This window comes from Pseudomonas sp. NPDC089395, assembly GCF_044749525.1.
Classification (GTDB): Bacteria; Pseudomonadota; Gammaproteobacteria; order Pseudomonadales; family Pseudomonadaceae; genus Aquipseudomonas.
On record NZ_JBIVID010000001.1, the window covers coordinates 393,691 to 410,360 of the forward strand.

The following is a 16,670-nucleotide window of genomic DNA, read 5'->3' on the forward strand; positions in this document are numbered from 1 at the left end:
TTATGAGCGTAGTGCGCTTGCGCAGGATGTTGGCGATATCGAGTCTAGTTGGCTTTTTGCCAGCTAAAGCAACATCTGGAAGCAAATCCAGGGGTGGCCCGGCACACGGCAGGCCTTACTCTGGCCGTTACATTTCGCAACGTGGAGACCTGTTCATGAACACCCGTGGCTTGCTCGATCAATTGCTCAAATCCGGCCAGGATCTGCTGAACAAACAGTCAGGCGCCGGCAAACCCTCGGCGGGCGCAAGTGGGCTCGGCGGCTTGTTGTCCGGGGCTGGCGGCGGGGCGTTGGCCGCCGGGGTCATGGGCATGCTGCTGGGGAACAAGAAAACGCGCAATGTGGGCGGCAAAGTACTGACCTACGGGGGGCTGGCCGCCTTGGGCGTGCTCGCCTACAAGGCCTACGGCAACTGGCAGGCGAGCCAGGGCGCAGGGCAGGGCACCGCGCCGCAGACACTCGACCGGCTGCCCCCGGCCCAGGCCGAGGTGCATAGCCAGGCGGTACTGCGTGCGCTGGTGGCGGCGGCCAAGTCCGATGGCCATATCGATGAGCGCGAACGCCAACTGATCGAAGGCGAATTCACTCGACTGGACAGCGACGGTGAGCTGCAGCAATGGCTGCACACGGAGCTCAACAAACCATTGGACCCGGCCGAAGTCGCCCGCGCGGCGCAAACCCCGGAGATGGCGGCCGAGATGTACCTGGCCAGCGTGATGATGGTCGATCAGGAGAATTTCATGGAGCGCGCCTACCTGGATGAACTGGCCCGCCAGCTGCGCCTGGAACCGGCGTTGCGCCAGGAGCTGGAGAACCAGGTGAGGCTTGCTGCTGGGCAGTGACAGGGGCCTCGGGGCTGCTTTGCAGCCCATCGCCGGCAAGCCGGCTCCCACAAGGGCAGAGCTGAGCCTGTGGGAGTCGGCTTGCCGGCGATGGTTTGTATATCGGTAAAGACCACATTTTCCGCGCATTTCAGCCGCAAAAGCGTAGGGCGCCTACGCTATACTTCGACGATTTTTCCCGCTCGTTGTGAATTCCTGAGGGCTGAATGTGAAGAACTGGACCTTGCGCCAACGGATCCTGGCAAGTTTCGCCGTGATCATCGCCATCATGCTGCTGATGATCGTCGCCGCCTACTCGCGGCTGATGGCGATCGAAAAGGCCGAAGAGGCAGTGGGGACCGACAGCATTCCAGGGGTCTACTACAGCTCGATGATCCGCAGTGCCTGGGTCGACAGCTATATCACCAGCCAGCAGCTGGTGGGGCTGTCCAACCGCCGTGAAGTGACCCCGGCAGACATGGAGCTGTTCAAGAGTTTCGAGACACGCCTCAAGCAACACATGGCCAGTTACCAGGCCACCATCCAGGCGAGTGACGACCAGGCCAGGTTCGATGACTTCGTGCAGATGGAAGAAACCTACATCAAGCTCATCGGCGAGGTGCTGGACGCCTATCGCCAGCACAACTACAGCGAAGCCGAGCGGCTGATCAGCGATGTCCTGACCCCGGCCTGGGTCGACGGGCGCCAGCACCTGAACGCGGTGATCGAGCACAACCGCGAGTCGGCCGACGCCGCCACCCACGAAATCGGCAGCGCCGTGAGCACGGCCAAAGGCAGCATGATGATCTCGCTGTTGCTGGCGATCATTGCAGCCTGTATCTGCGGGCTGCTGCTGATGCGGGCCATCACTGCACCCGTGCAGCGTGTGGTGCATGCCCTCGACAAGCTGCGCTCGGGCGACCTGAGCATGCGCCTGAGCCTGGACCGCAAGGATGAGTTCGGCGCCATCGAAAGTGGCTTCAACGAAATGGCCGAAGCACTGGCCAACCTGGTGTCCCAGGCCCAGCGCTCGTCGGTGCAGGTGACCACTTCGGTGACCGAAATTGCCGCCACCTCCAAGCAGCAGCAGGCCACGGCCACCGAAACGGCGGCCACCACCACGGAAATCGGCGCCACCTCGCGTGAAATTGCCGCCACCTCGCGCGACCTGGTGCGCACCATGACTGAAGTCACCAGCGCCGCCGACCAGGCGTCGAGCCTGGCCGGTTCTGGCCAGCAAGGCCTGGCGCGCATGGAAGAAACCATGCACCAGGTCATGGGCGCCGCCGACCTGGTCAACGCCAAGCTTGCGATCCTCAATGAAAAGGCCAGCAACATCACCCAGATGGTGGTGACCATCGTCAAGGTCGCCGACCAGACCAACCTGCTGTCGCTCAACGCCGCCATCGAAGCCGAGAAAGCCGGCGAGTACGGCCGTGGCTTCGCGGTGGTCGCCACCGAGGTGCGTCGCCTGGCCGACCAGACGGCCGTGGCGACCTACGATATCGAACAGATGGTGCGGGAAATCCAGTCGGCGGTGTCGGCCGGAGTCATGGGCATGGACAAGTTCTCCGAGGAAGTGCGCCGCGGCATGTTCGAGGTGCAGCAGGTCGGCGAGCAACTTAGCCAGATCATCCATCAGGTCCAGGCGCTGGCGCCACGGGTGCTGATGGTCAACGAAGGCATGCAGGCCCAGGCCACCGGTGCCGAGCAGATCAATCAGGCCCTGGCCCAGCTCAGCGACGCCAGCACCCAGACCGTGGAGTCGCTGCGCCAGGCCAGCTTTGCCATCGATGAGCTGAGCCAGGTGGCCGCAGGCCTGCGCGGCGGCGTATCGCGCTTCAAAGTCTGATCGTCATGACCGACCTGCATCCGCATACGGCAGCGGCGGCCCGCGCCAAGGGCACGCTGTACCTGCAGTTTCGACTCGGCCAGCAGCGCTTCGCCCTGAATGTGCACGAGGTGATCGAGGTGCTGCCACGCCGGCCACTCAAGCCGATTGCCCAGGCACCGGCCTGGGTCGCCGGTATCCTCGCCCACCGGGGTGTGCTGGTGCCGGTGGTCGACCTGTGTGCCTTGAGTTTTGCCGAGCCCGCCGCCGAGCGCACCAGCACGCGCCTGGTGCTGGTGCATTACCGCAAGGAACATCAACTTGGGCTGATCCTGGAGCAGGCCACCGAGACCCTGCGCTGCCGCCCGGAGGAATTCCAGCCCTATGGCCTGGATAACGGCGAAGCGCCTTACCTGGGGCCGGTGCGCCAGGATGCACAGGGGCTGCTGCAGCGCATCGAGGTGGATGACCTGCTCAGTGATGCCGTGCGTCAGCTGTTGTTCCCGAACCCGTCAGGCCAGCAGCAGGTGTGGTCATGAGCCAGCAACGCTTTTTCCGTTTTCTGCAAGAGCGAATAGGCCTGGACGTCGAGTCGGTGGGTGTACCGATGGTCGAGCGTGCCCTGCGCCAGCGCTGCGTCGCGCTCAATGCCGCCGACCTGGACGACTACTGGCTGCGCCTGCAGCAATCGGCAGACGAGCAGCAGGCCTTGATCGAAGCGGTGATCGTTCCGGAGACCTGGTTTTTCCGCTATCCCGAGTCGTTCACCGCGCTGGCCGGCCTGGCCCACAAGCGCCTGGCCGAACTGGCCGGCGAGCGGCCGTTGCGCTTGCTCAGCCTGCCGTGTTCCACCGGTGAAGAGCCTTATTCGCTGGCCATGGCGCTGCTGGATGCGGGGCTGAACCCCGCCACCTTCCAGATCGACGCCATGGACATCAGCCCCAATTCGGTGGCCAGGGCCGTGCAGGCCGTGTATGGACGCAACTCGTTCCGTGGCAGCGACCTGGCGTTTCGCGAGCGGCACTTCGTTGATGCCGGCGACAGCCATCAGCTGGATGACCGGGTACGTCAACAGGTGCGGTTCGAGGTGGGCAACGTGCTCGATCCGATATTGGCCAGCCGCAATGGCCAGTACGATTTCGTGTTCTGCCGCAACCTGCTGATCTACTTCGATGTGCCGACGCAGCAACGGGTCTTCGAGGTGCTCAAGCGCCTGGTACATGCCGAGGGCGTGCTGTTCATCGGGCCTGCCGAAGGCAGCCTGCTGGCGCGCCTGGGCATGCGTCCGCTGGGGCTTGCCCAGTCATTTGCCTATGTGCGTCAGCCTGCGGATGCCCCCACTGCCGCACCTCAGCCCCTGCGCAGCGCTTCCCCGCCCCCGACGGCGGCCCCGATCGCGCCGGGCCGGCCTGCACCTGCGCCGCGACCGCGACTGGCGACACCGCTCGCTGCCCCCGTGGTCGCGCCACGCGAGCGCGAAAGCGAGTTGCTGGCCAGCATCGCGCGACAAGCCAATGCCGGTGACAGTGTGCAAGCGCGCGCCAGCTGCCAGCGCTACCTGCGCGAGTTCGCGCCGAAAGCTCAGGTGTATTACTGGCTGGGCCTGCTCAGTGATACCGAAGGCGACGCCGCGCAAGCGCTGAGCCATTACCGCAAGGCCTTGTACCTGGAGCCGCAGCACCCTGAAGCGCTGCTGCACCTGGCCACGTTGCTGGCCGCCCAAGGCGATAGCGCGGGCGCCCGCCGCCTGCAGGAACGTGCGGCGCGCGTCGGAAGGGAGTCTGAACGATGAGCGTCGAACACGCGATCGGGCTGCTCGCCAAGGACGATCAGGCCATCGACGATTGCTGGAACCGTATCGGCGTGCATGGCGACAAGCAGTGCCCGCTGCTGGAACGGCACATCCACTGTCGCAATTGTGACGTCTACGCCGCTGCCGCCACGCGCCTGCTGGACCGCTATGCGCTGGGTCAGGACGAGCAGGTGCACGAAGCTCAGGAGAGCGAGGCCGTTGCTGGTCGCTCGCTGCTGCTGTTCCGCCTGGGTGAGGAATGGCTGGCCCTGGCCACCGCCTGCCTGGCCGAAATCGCCCCGGTTCAGCCGGTGCATTCACTGCCCCATCAGCGCTCGCGCGTTCTGCAGGGTGTGGCCAACGTACGCGGCGCCCTGGTCCCGTGCCTGTCCCTGAGCGACCTGCTGGGGGGCGAGCATGTGCCTGATCAGTCGCGCAGTGGCCGGGCGATGCCGCGCCTGTTGATCCTGGCAGCGACGGGAGGCCCGGTGGTGATGGCCGTGGACGAGATCGATGGCATCCACCGTCTGGACCTCGCGCTGACAGGTACCAGCGAGGAAACGGCACCCTTCACGGCGGCTGTGATGCAGTGGCGCGGGCGCAGTGTGCGCGTGCTGGACGACCAACAACTACTGTCTGCCGTGCAGCGGAGCCTGTCATGACCCCTGAGCAAATGCGCGACGCATCGTTGCTCGAACTGTTCAGCCTGGAGGCCGAAGCCCAGACACAGGTGCTCAGCACCGGGCTGATGGCGCTGGAGCGCAACCCGACCCAGGCCGATCAACTGGAAGCCTGCATGCGCGCCGCTCACTCCCTCAAGGGCGCGGCGCGGATCGTCGGTCTCGATGCCGGGGTCAACGTTGCCCATGTGATGGAGGATTGCCTGGTGGCGGCCCAGGAAGGCCGGCTGCTGCTGCGTGCCGAGCATATCGATGCACTGCTGCGCGGTACCGACCTGTTGCTGCATATCGCCACGCCCGGTGATCCGCAGGGCGAGGCTGGCGTGCCGGCATTCCTCGTGCAAATGGCCGGCTTGATCGATCCGGGGGCTGCTCCCGTGGTGTCGACGTCGACGTCGACGCCGACGCCGACGCCGACGCCGACGCCCATGGCCGAACCCGCCGTGTCGATGCCTGCGCCGGTGCCATCGCCAGCGCCAGCCGAACCGGCACTGCTCGACGCTGAGCCCGAGAGCGAACTGCCGGCGCTGCGCAAGGCCGGCAAACGCGGTGGGGAAGGGGGCGAGCGGGTGCTGCGGGTGACCGCCGACCGCCTCAACAGCCTGCTCGATCTGTCCAGCAAGTCGCTGGTCGAGACCCAGCGCCTGAAGCCTTACCTGGCCACCTTGCAGCGCCTCAAACGCATGCACGGCCAAGGCATGCGCGCCCTCGATGGGCTCAAGACCCAACTGGAGGACAGCGGCCAGAGCCCGGAAGTGCTCGAAGCCCTGGCCCAGACCCAGCGGCTGCTGCTGGAAACCCAGCAGATCCTGCAACAGCAGGCGGCCGACCTCGACGAATTCGGCTGGCAGGCCAGCCAGCGCGCACAGTTGCTCTACGACACCGCCCTGGCCTGCCGGATGCGCCCGTTCGCCGACGTGCTCACCGGCCAGAGCCGCATGGTCCGCGACCTGGGGCGCTCGCTGGGGAAACAGGTGCGCCTGCAGATCGACGGCGAGAAGACCCAGGTCGACCGCGATGTGCTGGAAAAGCTCGATGCGCCCCTGACCCATTTGCTGCGCAATGCCGTCGACCATGGCATTGAACGGCCCGAACAGCGCCTGTTGGCCGGCAAGCCGGAGGAGGGCGCAATACGCCTGCGCGCGTCCCATCAGGCGGGCCTGCTGATCCTCGAACTGAGCGACGACGGTGCCGGTATCGATATCGCGCGGTTACGCCGCAGCATTGTCGAGCGGGGCTTGTCGCCAGCCGACACGGTGGAGCAGATGAGCGAGGCAGAGCTGCTCACCTTCTTGTTCCTGCCGGGCTTCAGCATGCGCGACAAGGTCACCGAGGTGTCTGGCCGTGGCGTCGGCCTGGATGCAGTGCAGCACATGGTCCGCGAGCTGCGGGGTTCGATCGAGCTGACCCACGTGGCCGGTCAAGGCTGCCGCTTCCACCTGGAAGTGCCGCTGACCCTGTCGGTGGTACGCAGTCTGGTGGTGGAGGTCGGCGGTGAGGCTTACGCGTTCCCGCTGGCGCATATCGAACGCACCCTGGAGGTCGCCGCCGAGCAGATCGTGCAGATCGAAGGGCGCCAGCATTTCTGGCACGAGGGCCGGCATATCGGCCTGGTGGCCGCCAGCCAGCTGCTCAACCGGCCTGCGGAGCACGGTGAGGGCGGCAGCTTGCGGGTGGTGGTGATCCGCGAACGCGAACAGCTTTACGGGGTGGCCGTGGAGCGTTTGATCGGCGAGCGCGTGCTGGTGGTGATGCCGTTGGACCCGCGCCTGGGCAAGGTCCAGGACATCTCCGCCGGGGCCTTGCTGGACGATGGTTCGGTGGTGTTGATCGTCGATGTCGAAGACCTGCTGCGCTCGGTCGAGAAGCTGCTCAGCACTGGCCGCCTCGAACGTATCGAACGTGGCGCCCAGATGGGCCGTGGCGTGACCCGCAAACGCATCCTGGTGGTCGACGACTCCCTGACCGTGCGCGAACTGCAACGCAAGCTGTTGAGCAATCGCGGCTACGAAGTGGCCGTCGCCGTCGATGGCATGGACGGCTGGAACGCCCTGCGCGGCGAGGACTTCGACCTGCTGATCACCGATATCGACATGCCGCGCATGGACGGTATCGAGCTGGTCACGCTGGTGCGCCGCGACCAGCGGCTGCAGTCACTGCCGGTGATGGTGGTGTCGTACAAGGACCGTGAAGAAGATCGACGCCGTGGCCTGGACGCCGGAGCCGACTACTATTTGGCTAAGGCCAGTTTCCACGACGATGCGTTGCTGGATGCTGTGGTTGAATTGATCGGAGGTGCTCAAGGATGAAGATCGCCATCGTCAACGACATGCCCATGGCCGTGGAGGCATTGCGCCGGGCCCTGGCCTTCGAGCCCGCGCACGAGGTGATCTGGGTGGCCGGCAATGGCGCCGAGGCGCTGCGCAAGTGTGCCGAGGTCACCCCCGACCTGATCCTCATGGACCTCATCATGCCGGTGATGGACGGCGTCGAAGCCACTCGGCGGATCATGGCCGAGACGCCCTGCGCCATCCTCATCGTTACCGTCGATCGCAAGCAGAACGTGCACCGGGTGTTCGAGGCCATGGGCCATGGCGCCCTGGATGTGGTCGATACCCCCGCCCTCGGCGCGGGCGATGCGCGCGAGGCAGCGGCGCCGCTGCTGCGCAAGATTCTCAACATTAGCTGGCTGATAGGCCAGCAGCGGCCCAGTGCGACGAAACCGGTGGCCGCGCCCTTGCGTGACGCCGTCCAGAGCCGGGGCCTGGTGGCGATCGGTTCTTCGGCGGGTGGGCCTGCCGCCCTGGAGGTGCTGCTCAAGGGTTTGCCCAGGGCGTTTCCGGCGTCCATCGTGCTGGTTCAGCATGTGGATCAGGTGTTCGCCGCCGGCATGGCCGAATGGCTCAGCAGTGCCTGCGGGCTGCCGGTGCGCCTGGCCTGCGAGGGCGAGCCTCCGCAGCCGGGGCAAGTGCTGTTGGCGGGCACCAATCACCATATCCGCCTGCTACAGGGTGGCCAGTTGGCCTACACTGCTGAACCTGTCAACGAAATCTACCGGCCCTCGATCGATGTGTTCTTCGAGAGCGTGGCGCGCTACTGGCGCGGCGATGCGGTGGGCGTGCTGCTCACCGGCATGGGCCGCGATGGTGCCCAGGGCCTCAAACTGATGCGCCAGCAGGGCTTCCTGACCATTGCCCAGGACCAGTCCAGCAGCGCCGTCTACGGTATGCCCAAGGCAGCCGCGGCAATCGACGCGGCGGTGGAAATCCGTCCGCTGGAGCGAATCGCCGGGCGCTTGATGGAAATCTTTGCAAAATGACGACATGTATTGAATCACGCGGCCCAGGCTGCAGTGATCAGGTGAAAACGGATGACTGATTTACCGATCGAAGGTTTCGCGACCGCCAACGAAAACTCGGCGATGGTCCTGCTGGTCGACGATCAGGCGATGATCGGCGAAGCCGTGCGCCGTGGCCTGGCCCACGAAGAGAACATCGACTTCCACTTCTGCGCCGACCCGCACCAGGCCGTGGCCCAGGCCATGCGCATCAAGCCAACGGTGATCCTCCAGGACCTGATCATGCCTGGCCTGGATGGCCTGACCCTGGTGCGCGAATACCGCAACAACCCGGCCACCCAGGACATTCCGATCATCGTCCTGTCGACCAAGGAAGACCCGTTGGTCAAGAGCGCGGCATTTGCCGCCGGGGCCAACGACTACCTGGTCAAGTTGCCCGACACCATCGAGCTGGTGGCACGTATCCGCTACCACTCGCGCTCGTACCTGACCCTGTTGCAACGCGACGAGGCCTACCGTGCCTTGCGCGTCAGCCAGCAACAGTTGCTCGACACCAACCTGATGCTGCAGCGGCTGATGAACTCCGACGGCCTCACCGGGCTGTCCAACCGCCGCCATTTCGACGAATACCTGGAGCTGGAATGGCGCCGGGCCATGCGTGAGCAGCAGCAGTTGTCATTGCTGATGATCGATGTCGACTACTTCAAGGTCTACAACGACAGCTTCGGCCACCTGGCCGGTGACGAAGCGCTGCGCCAGGTGGCCGAGGCCATCCGTGGCTCGTGCTCGCGGCCTACCGACCTGCCGGCGCGTTATGGCGGCGAAGAGTTCGCCCTGGTGCTGCCCAACACCTCCCCAGGCGGTGCGCGGTTGGTAGCCGAGAAACTGCGCCAGACCGTGCTCGGCCTCAATATCCCGCACAGTGCACCGCAGGCCGACTCGCGTCTGACCGTGAGCATTGGCCTGGCGACCCATACACCGCCGGTTGGCAGCCATTGCCGGCAACTGATACTGGCGGCGGACAAGGGCTTGTACCTGGCCAAGCACAGCGGGCGCAACCAGGTCGGGATCGCCTGAACGGGCCTCATCGCCGGCAAGCCGGCTCCCACAGGTACAGCGTGTGCCTGAGATTGGCGCCCAACCTGTGGGAGCCGGCTTGCCGGCGATAGGCCCAGAGGATTTCTACCGCCCGGCGGGTCTGCCGCCATGCTCCAGACTCGGTTATACTCCCCGACTTTTCACCGAATTCGCGCGAGTAGCCAGCCCATGGAAATCCAACCGATCCTGAACACCATCAAGGACCTCACCGAGCGTTCCCAGTCCATTCGGGGGTATCTTTGACTACGATCACAAGCATGACCGCCTGATCGAAGTCAACCGCGAGCTGGAAGACCCGGCCGTCTGGAACAAGCCCGAGTATGCCCAGGCCCTGGGCCGCGAGCGCGCCATGCTGGCGCAGGTCGTCGAGACCCTGGACAAGATGTCCAACGGCCTGGCCGACTGCCAGGACCTGCTCGACATGGCCGTCGAGGAAAATGACGAAGGCGCCGTGAGCGACGTCGTGACCGAGTTGCAGAGCCTGGAAGAATCCTTGGCCCAGCTCGAGTTCCGTCGCATGTTCAGCGGCGAGATGGACATGAACAACGCCTACCTGGACATCCAGGCAGGCTCTGGCGGTACCGAGGCACAGGACTGGGCCAACATCCTGCTGCGCATGTACCTGCGCTGGGCCGACAAGCGCGGCTTCGACGCCACCATCATCGAGCTCTCCGAAGGTGAAGTCGCCGGCATCAAGGGCGCCACCGTGCACATCAAGGGCGAGTACGCCTTTGGCTGGCTGCGCACCGAGATCGGTGTGCACCGCCTGGTGCGCAAGAGCCCGTTCGACTCCGGTGCCCGTCGCCACACCTCGTTCTCGGCGGTGTTCGTGTCGCCTGAGATCGACGACAAGGTCGAGATCGAGATCAACCCGTCAGACCTGCGCGTCGACACCTACCGCTCCTCCGGTGCCGGTGGTCAGCACGTGAACACCACCGACTCGGCGGTCCGTATCACCCACGTGCCGACCAACACCGTGGTGGCCTGCCAGAACGAACGTTCCCAGCACGCCAACAAGGACACCGCCATGAAAATGCTGCGGGCCAAGTTGTACGAGCTGGAGATGCAGAAACGCAACGCCGCTTCCCAGGCGCTGGAAGACAGCAAGTCGGACATCGGCTGGGGCCACCAGATCCGCTCCTACGTGCTGGATGACTCGCGCATCAAGGACTTGCGTACCGGCGTCGAGCGCAGCGATTGCCAGAAGGTTCTGGACGGCGACCTCGACCAGTACCTGGAAGCGAGCCTCAAGCAGGGACTGTAAGCCGCACACCACCGCCGCGATACCTGGCCGCTTGCCGGTATCGCGTGCCCTGCCCGAAAAGGGCAATGAACACCTGATGGAAAGAATGACGACATGAGCGACCTCAAGACCGAAGCGCAAGACCTGCAACAGGAAGAAAACGCCCTGATCGCCCTGCGCAAGGAAAAACTTGCCGCCGAGCGCGCCAAGGGCAATGCCTTCCCCAACGACTTCCGTCGCGACAGCTACTGCAACGACCTGCAGAAGCAATACGCGGACAAGACCAAGGAAGAGCTGGAAGCTGCAGCGATTCCGGTCAAGGTCGCCGGCCGCATCATGCTCAACCGTGGCTCGTTCATGGTGATCCAGGACATGACCGGCCGTATCCAGGTCTACGTCAACCGCAAGACCCTGCCGGAAGAAACCCTGGCCGCAGTCAAGACCTGGGACCTGGGCGACATCATCAGCGCCGAAGGCACCCTGGCCCGTTCCGGCAAGGGCGACCTGTACGTCGAGATGACCAACGTGCGCCTGCTGACCAAGTCGCTGCGCCCGCTGCCCGACAAGCACCACGGCCTGACCGACACCGAGCAGCGCTACCGCCAGCGCTACGTCGACCTGATGGTCAACGAAGAAACCCGCAACACCTTCCGCATTCGCTCGCAGGTGATCTCGCACATCCGCAAGTTCCTCATCGAGCGCGACTTCCTCGAAGTCGAGACGCCTATGCTGCAGACCATTCCGGGCGGCGCCGCGGCCAAGCCGTTCGAAACGCACCACAATGCCCTGGACATGGCCATGTTCCTGCGCATCGCGCCTGAGCTGTACCTCAAGCGCCTGGTTGTCGGTGGCTTCGAGAAAGTCTTCGAGATCAACCGCAACTTCCGTAACGAAGGCGTTTCGACCCGGCACAACCCCGAGTTCACCATGCTGGAGTTCTACCAGGCCTACGCCGACTACCGCGACAACATGGACCTCACCGAGGAACTGTTCCGCGAGCTGGCGCAGCTGGTGCTGGGCAGCACCGACGTGCCGTATGGCGACAAGGTGTTCCACTTCGGCGAGCCGTTCGTGCGCCTGTCGGTGTTCGACTCGATCCTCAAGTACAACCCGGAGCTCACCGCTGCCGACCTGCAGGACGTCGACCGCGCCCGCGAGATCGCCAAGAAGGCCGGTGCCAAGGTGCTCGGCCACGAAGGCCTGGGCAAGCTGCAGGTGATGATTTTCGAAGAGCTGGTCGAGCACAAGCTGGAGCAGCCGCACTTCATCACCGAGTACCCGTTCGAAGTCTCGCCGCTGGCGCGTCGCAACGACGACAACCCGGCCGTGACCGACCGTTTCGAGCTGTTCATCGGTGGCCGCGAGATCGCCAACGCCTACTCCGAGCTCAACGATGCCGAAGACCAGGCCGAACGCTTCCTGGCCCAGGTGGCCGAGAAGGACGCCGGTGACGACGAAGCCATGCACTACGACGCCGACTTCGTTCGCGCGCTGGAGTACGGCATGCCGCCGACCGCAGGTGAGGGCATCGGTATCGACCGCCTGGTGATGCTGCTGACCAACTCGCCGTCGATTCGCGATGTGATCCTGTTCCCGCACATGCGCCCACAGGCCTGAGTGAATTGAACAAGCCGCCTTTCGAGGCGGCTTTTTATTGCCTGAAGCTTTAGTCTTGTATGGCAGTGCCGGCCTCTTCGCGGGGCACTGACAAACCACTGTTCATGAGGTAATCAGAGTGACACCCCCCATGGCCCAGCAAGGCGCCGCCGGCATCGCCAGCGCCGTCGCCGAAAGTGTGCAATACCAAGGTCGCAAGACTGCCCGCCAGGGCAGCGAACAGCGTCGCCAGCTGATTCTGGACGCCGCCATGCGCATCGTCGTACGCGATGGCGTGCGCGGCGTGCGTCACCGCGCGGTAGCGGCCGAGGCCGGCGTGCCGCTGTCCGCCACCACCTATTACTTCAAGGATATCGAGGACCTGCTCACCGATACCTTCGCCCAGTACGTCGAGCGCAGCGCCGCCTACATGGCCAAGCTCTGGGCCAACACCGAGGTGGTGCTGCGCCAGTTGCTCGCCCAGGGCGACGGCAGTGCGCAATCGCGGGCGCGGCTGGCCGACGAAGTGGCGCGCATGACCGCCGACTATGTTTCGCGTCAACTGCTCACCCGCCGCGACTTCCTCATGGCCGAGCAGGCCTTCCGCCAGGAAGCGCTGTTGTGCCCGCGCCTGGCGCAACTGGTGTGTGCCCATGAGCAGATCCTGCTGCATGGCACGCGGCAACTGCTGCAGGTCGTAGGCTCGCGGCAGCCCGAACAGGACGCCCAGATGTTGACGGCGATAATCGAGCAGATGGAATATCAGGGCCTGCTCAAGGATGCCGATGCACAGGCCGATGGGCAGATGCTCGCTATGCTTACCCGTTACCTGCACCTGGTGTTGGCATCGGCCTGAGACGAGATCGACCCTTCAAGGAGAACCTGATGAAAGCCTGGCGTGTGGTGTTGTTGACGTTGTCATTCCTGCTGCTGGGCGGTTGTCTGGTGACCTTCCACGAGCCCTTGCCGAGCAACCAGGCGGCGCCCAAGGCCCTGCTTGGCAAGTGGCGCAGCAAGGACGCCTGGGGCGAGCCGCTGCAACTGATGATCAGCCGCAGTGGCGCCGATGCCTACAAGGCAGTGGCCACGGCCAAGGGCAAGAAGCCCGAAGAGTATGTGTTCACCGTCTCGCGACACGGCAACCGCTGGTACCTGTCGGCCGGGGTGCCCAAGCGCCTGGGCGGCAACTTCCTGATTGGCGGTTTCGACATCGTCGATGGCAAGGAGTTGGTGGTCTACAACCTCGACGTCGAGCAGGTGCAGCAGGCGGTGGAGAAGAAAGAGCTGACCGGGCGCAGCACCGTGGTGCCGGAGGACAACGGCGACGGCGTACTGATCGACAGCCCGGCGGCGCGGGTGCTGGCTTATCTGGATGACCCGGCCAACTCCGACCTGTTCGTCGAGGTGGCGCGCTTCCAGCGCTCTGGCAAATGACCGTGCCGGCGATAGGGCCGGTAAAGGCGCCCAGTTCTAGAAAGGAGTCCCCGGTGGACGAGTACCAGCTAACCATCCGCACCCTGTCCGACCGCATCGTCGCGGCGCAGACCCCAATCCGCGTGCTCGACGCGGTGAAGTGGGACGACAGCATCCGCCAGGGCTTCCTCAAGGCCAAGGGCACGGAGCCGCCCGCGGTGGACCGTGCCTATTACCAGTCGCGCCCGCTGTCGTTCGATTCCAGCGCGGTCAAGGCAGAATTCCAGAGCATCGAGCGCGACATCACCCGCCAGTTGGGCCAGTTCAACCCGGTCGGGCAGATCATGCGGCGCATGTGCAAGGAGTACCGGATGGTGGTGCGCATGCTCGAAGCGCGCGGCACCGAGGACTTCGGCCTGATTTCCCAGGAACTGTATGGCGCCGCCTCCGATGCCTTCCACGCCGGTGACCCGACCCTGGCCGACCTGGGGCTGATGTTTTCGGACTACCTGAACAACATCGATGGCCGCGGCGACCTCAAGGACGAGCCGAAGAACCTCACCGCCAAGGAAACCGTCAATATCCTCCAGCACCGCCTGAACAAAGTGTTCGGCGAGGCGGAAGAAACCATCCGCGTGTTCGAGTCCGACGGTATCGTCGCCGACGCGGCGGCGGGGGCCGACTACATCAAGATTCGCGCCGACGCCATGTTCAACACCCGCGATGTGCGCGCGCTGGAGGTGCATGAAGGGCTGGTGCACGTGGGCACCACGCTCAATGGCCTCAACCAGCCGATCTGCACCTTCCTGGCCAAGGGCCCGCCTTCGTCGACGGTGACGCAGGAAGGCCTGGCGATCCTCATGGAGGTGATTGCCTTCGCCTCCTACCCCAGCCGCCTGCGCAAGCTCACCAACCGTACCCGCGCCATCCACATGGTCGAGGAGGGGGCCGATTTCCTGCAGGTGTACGGATTCTTCCGCGACCAGGGCTTCGAAATGGCGCAGAGCTACAGCAATGCCAGTCGGGTGTTCCGCGGCTCGGTGCCCAATGGCCTGCCATTCACCAAGGACTTGTCCTACCTCAAGGGCTTCATCATGGTTTACAACTACATTCAGTTGGCCGTGAAGAAGGGCAAGCTCGAACAGATTCCGTTGCTGTTCTGCGGCAAGACCACCCTGGAAGACATGCGCACTTTGCGCCAGCTGGTCGAAGAAGGCCTGGTCGAACCGCCCAAGTACTTGCCTGAACAGTTCCGCGACCTCAACGCCCTGTCGGCATGGATGTGCTTCTCCAACTTCCTCAACCACCTGAGCCTGGATCGCATTGAAGCCGACTACGCGAACATTCTCTGAGCGCTGCCGCTTGCTGGCCCTGGGCTTGATCCTGCTGGGGCTCGGCGGATGCAGCAGCTTGCTGTTCTACCCCGAACCCGGCCAGCCGTTCACCCCCGAGCGGGCCAAGCTCGAATACCGCGATATCACCCTCACCACCGCCGATGGCGTGCGCCTGCACGGTTGGTGGCTGCCGGCCAAGGCGGGCGTCGTGGTCAAGGGTACGGTGCTGCACCTGCATGGCAACGGCGGCAACCTGGCCTGGCACCTGGGCGGCAGCTACTGGTTGCCGGAGCAGGGTTATCAGGTGCTGATGATCGATTACCGCGGCTATGGCCTGTCCCAGGGCGAACCCGCTTTGCCGGAGGTCTATGAAGACATCGCCGCAGCCATGGCCTGGCTCGACAAGGCCCCCGAAGTAAAGGGCAAACCCCTGGTTTTATTGGGCCAGAGCCTCGGTGGCGCGATGGCCATTCATTACCTGGCCGCCCATCCTGAGCAGCAACAGCGCTTCAGTGCCCTGGTGTTCGATGGGGTGCCGGCCAGTTATCGCGATGTCGGCCGTTACGCCTTGAGTACGTCGTGGATGACCTGGCCGTTGCAGGTGCCGCTGTCCTGGCTGGTGCCGGACGGCGATAGCGCGATTCGCTCCGTCGAGCGCCTGAGCACCCCACCCAAGCTGTTTTTCCACAGCATCGACGACAACCTGGTGCCGATGGACAGCGGCATCCGCCTGTATCAGCACGCGCCGCCGCCGCGCGTGCTGCAACTGACCCGCGGAGGCCACGTGCAGACCTTCGCCGACCCGGTCTGGCGCCAGGTGATGCTGCGTTTCCTGGATGACCCCAGCCATTTCAACGGCCTGCGGCGGCTTGCCGAAGTGCCCAACTACCCTGACGAGAAGAGCAAGCAATGAGTGAAGAACGCAACGCCATCCCGCTGATCCTGACCGGTGTCGGCAGCATCATCGTGACGGTGGGGGCCCTCTGGTACTACGGTTACCTGCATTTCGCCAAACCCGAGGATGCCCTGCTGCTGCAGGATTTCACCATGCTCAAGACCATTCCCGGCGAGGACTACAAGGTCTCCCTCGAGCCGGCCCCACAGGTGGCGCAGTGTATGGATGGCGTGCTGGTGCTGTTCGATACCCAGCAGAAGGGCCTGACCGGGGTGCTGGTGGACAACCGCAAGCGCGCGGTGCGCTGCATGGGTGAGGACACGCCGCAGCAGGTGCAGTGATTCAGGGCGGGGTGTTCGGCGTGGGAATTGTGCTGCGGCGTAGATCGAGCGCCGCCCGCGCGGCGCATCGCGGATAAATCCGCTCCTACATTTGTTGCAACGTGCCTATGTCTGATAAGCCATGGTTGCCTGCCTTGTTGGTACGTCACGATTTTTCGGTGGGCGCCAAAAAGCGGACAACCATGGCCTGACAGCCCGTGGCACGTTGCAACAAATGTAGGAGCGGATTTATCCGCGATGCGCCGCGCGGGCGGCGCTCGATCTACGCAACACCCTAGAACCCAAGACAAGCCCCCCAACAAAAGAGCCCCGGCATCGCTGCCGGGGC

At 64.5% G+C, this 16,670-nt stretch carries 15 protein-coding genes; all 15 read left to right on the forward strand.

All coding sequences use genetic code 11. The features are described from left to right. Positions 1–155: 155 nt before the first annotated feature. The 15 genes from ACIPZG_RS01795 to ACIPZG_RS01865 all read left to right on the forward strand — a co-directional run bounded on the left by ACIPZG_RS01795 (position 156) and on the right by ACIPZG_RS01865 (position 16,342). Positions 156–842: a tellurite resistance TerB family protein gene (locus tag ACIPZG_RS01795; protein WP_400709591.1), complete on the forward strand. Its 687-nt coding sequence runs from the start codon at positions 156–158 to the stop codon at positions 840–842. 208 nt (positions 843–1,050) lie between these two features. Continuing rightward, a complete protein-coding gene (locus ACIPZG_RS01800) occupies positions 1,051–2,673 on the forward strand; it encodes a methyl-accepting chemotaxis protein (RefSeq protein WP_400709594.1) in 1,623 nt (540 codons plus the stop codon). Between the two features lie 5 nt (positions 2,674–2,678). Then, positions 2,679–3,191, forward strand: a complete 513-nt coding sequence (locus tag ACIPZG_RS01805) for a chemotaxis protein CheW (RefSeq protein ID WP_400709597.1) — start codon at positions 2,679–2,681, stop codon at positions 3,189–3,191. Continuing rightward, complete coding sequence (locus ACIPZG_RS01810) at positions 3,188–4,444, forward strand: CheR family methyltransferase (RefSeq protein WP_400709600.1); 1,257 nt, start codon at positions 3,188–3,190, stop codon at positions 4,442–4,444. The genes ACIPZG_RS01805 and ACIPZG_RS01810 overlap by 4 nt, the downstream gene beginning before the upstream one ends. Beyond that, positions 4,441–5,106, forward strand: a complete 666-nt coding sequence (locus ACIPZG_RS01815) for a chemotaxis protein CheW (RefSeq protein ID WP_400709603.1) — start codon at positions 4,441–4,443, stop codon at positions 5,104–5,106. Before ACIPZG_RS01810 ends, ACIPZG_RS01815 begins: the two co-directional genes overlap by 4 nt. Then, positions 5,103–7,433 (forward strand): hybrid sensor histidine kinase/response regulator, encoded by a 2,331-nt coding sequence (locus ACIPZG_RS01820; RefSeq protein WP_400709606.1) that lies wholly within the window; start codon positions 5,103–5,105, stop codon positions 7,431–7,433. The genes ACIPZG_RS01815 and ACIPZG_RS01820 overlap by 4 nt, the downstream gene beginning before the upstream one ends. After that, a complete protein-coding gene (locus tag ACIPZG_RS01825) occupies positions 7,430–8,443 on the forward strand; it encodes a chemotaxis response regulator protein-glutamate methylesterase (protein ID WP_400639219.1) in 1,014 nt (337 codons plus the stop codon). Before ACIPZG_RS01820 ends, ACIPZG_RS01825 begins: the two co-directional genes overlap by 4 nt. Positions 8,444–8,494: 51 nt before the next feature. Next, a complete protein-coding gene (gene wspR, locus ACIPZG_RS01830; RefSeq protein WP_008094032.1) occupies positions 8,495–9,499 on the forward strand; it encodes a Wsp signal transduction system regulator diguanylate cyclase WspR in 1,005 nt (334 codons plus the stop codon). Positions 9,500–9,688: 189 nt separating this feature from the next. After that, a protein-coding gene (gene prfB, locus ACIPZG_RS01835; RefSeq protein WP_400709609.1) for a peptide chain release factor 2 occupies positions 9,689–10,784 on the forward strand; the annotation gives its coding sequence in 2 pieces (ribosomal slippage) (positions 9,689–9,760 and positions 9,762–10,784; 1,095 coding nt in all). A 93-nt stretch (positions 10,785–10,877) separates the two neighbouring features. Next, on the forward strand, positions 10,878–12,380 hold the full coding sequence (gene lysS, locus ACIPZG_RS01840) for a lysine--tRNA ligase (RefSeq protein ID WP_400709612.1): 1,503 nt from the start codon (positions 10,878–10,880) through the stop codon (positions 12,378–12,380). A gap of 130 nt (positions 12,381–12,510) precedes the next feature. After that, entirely contained in the window at positions 12,511–13,215 is a 705-nt protein-coding gene (locus tag ACIPZG_RS01845; protein WP_400709615.1) for a TetR/AcrR family transcriptional regulator, read from the forward strand. A 29-nt stretch (positions 13,216–13,244) separates the two neighbouring features. Next, the gene (locus ACIPZG_RS01850; RefSeq protein ID WP_008094028.1) at positions 13,245–13,793 is read left to right on the forward strand and encodes a hypothetical protein; all 549 of its coding nucleotides are present in this window, start codon (positions 13,245–13,247) and stop codon (positions 13,791–13,793) included. Then, a complete protein-coding gene (locus ACIPZG_RS01855; RefSeq protein ID WP_400709618.1) occupies positions 13,790–15,124 on the forward strand; it encodes a flavohemoglobin expression-modulating QEGLA motif protein in 1,335 nt (444 codons plus the stop codon). The genes ACIPZG_RS01850 and ACIPZG_RS01855 overlap by 4 nt, the downstream gene beginning before the upstream one ends. Then, on the forward strand, positions 15,096–16,019 hold the full coding sequence (locus ACIPZG_RS01860) for an alpha/beta hydrolase (RefSeq protein ID WP_400709621.1): 924 nt from the start codon (positions 15,096–15,098) through the stop codon (positions 16,017–16,019). The genes ACIPZG_RS01855 and ACIPZG_RS01860 overlap by 29 nt, the downstream gene beginning before the upstream one ends. Further along, positions 16,016–16,342: a hypothetical protein gene (locus tag ACIPZG_RS01865; protein WP_008101153.1), complete on the forward strand. Its 327-nt coding sequence runs from the start codon at positions 16,016–16,018 to the stop codon at positions 16,340–16,342. Before ACIPZG_RS01860 ends, ACIPZG_RS01865 begins: the two co-directional genes overlap by 4 nt. Positions 16,343–16,670 lie beyond the last annotated feature (328 nt).

What these genes read in the sequence shown, in the direction of transcription:
- ACIPZG_RS01795 (WP_400709591.1), top strand. Translation starts at nt 156, where the DNA reads ATGAACACCCGTGGCTTGCTCGATCAATTGCTCAAATCCGGCCAGGAT.
- ACIPZG_RS01805 (WP_400709597.1), top strand. Translation starts at nt 2,679, where the DNA reads ATGACCGACCTGCATCCGCATACGGCAGCGGCGGCCCGCGCCAAGGGC.
- ACIPZG_RS01810 (WP_400709600.1), top strand. Translation starts at nt 3,188, where the DNA reads ATGAGCCAGCAACGCTTTTTCCGTTTTCTGCAAGAGCGAATAGGCCTG.
- ACIPZG_RS01815 (WP_400709603.1), top strand. Translation starts at nt 4,441, where the DNA reads ATGAGCGTCGAACACGCGATCGGGCTGCTCGCCAAGGACGATCAGGCC.
- ACIPZG_RS01820 (WP_400709606.1), top strand. Translation starts at nt 5,103, where the DNA reads ATGACCCCTGAGCAAATGCGCGACGCATCGTTGCTCGAACTGTTCAGC.
- ACIPZG_RS01825 (WP_400639219.1), top strand. Translation starts at nt 7,430, where the DNA reads ATGAAGATCGCCATCGTCAACGACATGCCCATGGCCGTGGAGGCATTG.
- wspR (WP_008094032.1), top strand. Translation starts at nt 8,495, where the DNA reads ATGACTGATTTACCGATCGAAGGTTTCGCGACCGCCAACGAAAACTCG.
- lysS (WP_400709612.1), top strand. Translation starts at nt 10,878, where the DNA reads ATGAGCGACCTCAAGACCGAAGCGCAAGACCTGCAACAGGAAGAAAAC.
- ACIPZG_RS01845 (WP_400709615.1), top strand. Translation starts at nt 12,511, where the DNA reads ATGGCCCAGCAAGGCGCCGCCGGCATCGCCAGCGCCGTCGCCGAAAGT.
- ACIPZG_RS01850 (WP_008094028.1), top strand. Translation starts at nt 13,245, where the DNA reads ATGAAAGCCTGGCGTGTGGTGTTGTTGACGTTGTCATTCCTGCTGCTG.
- ACIPZG_RS01855 (WP_400709618.1), top strand. Translation starts at nt 13,790, where the DNA reads ATGACCGTGCCGGCGATAGGGCCGGTAAAGGCGCCCAGTTCTAGAAAG.
- ACIPZG_RS01865 (WP_008101153.1), top strand. Translation starts at nt 16,016, where the DNA reads ATGAGTGAAGAACGCAACGCCATCCCGCTGATCCTGACCGGTGTCGGC.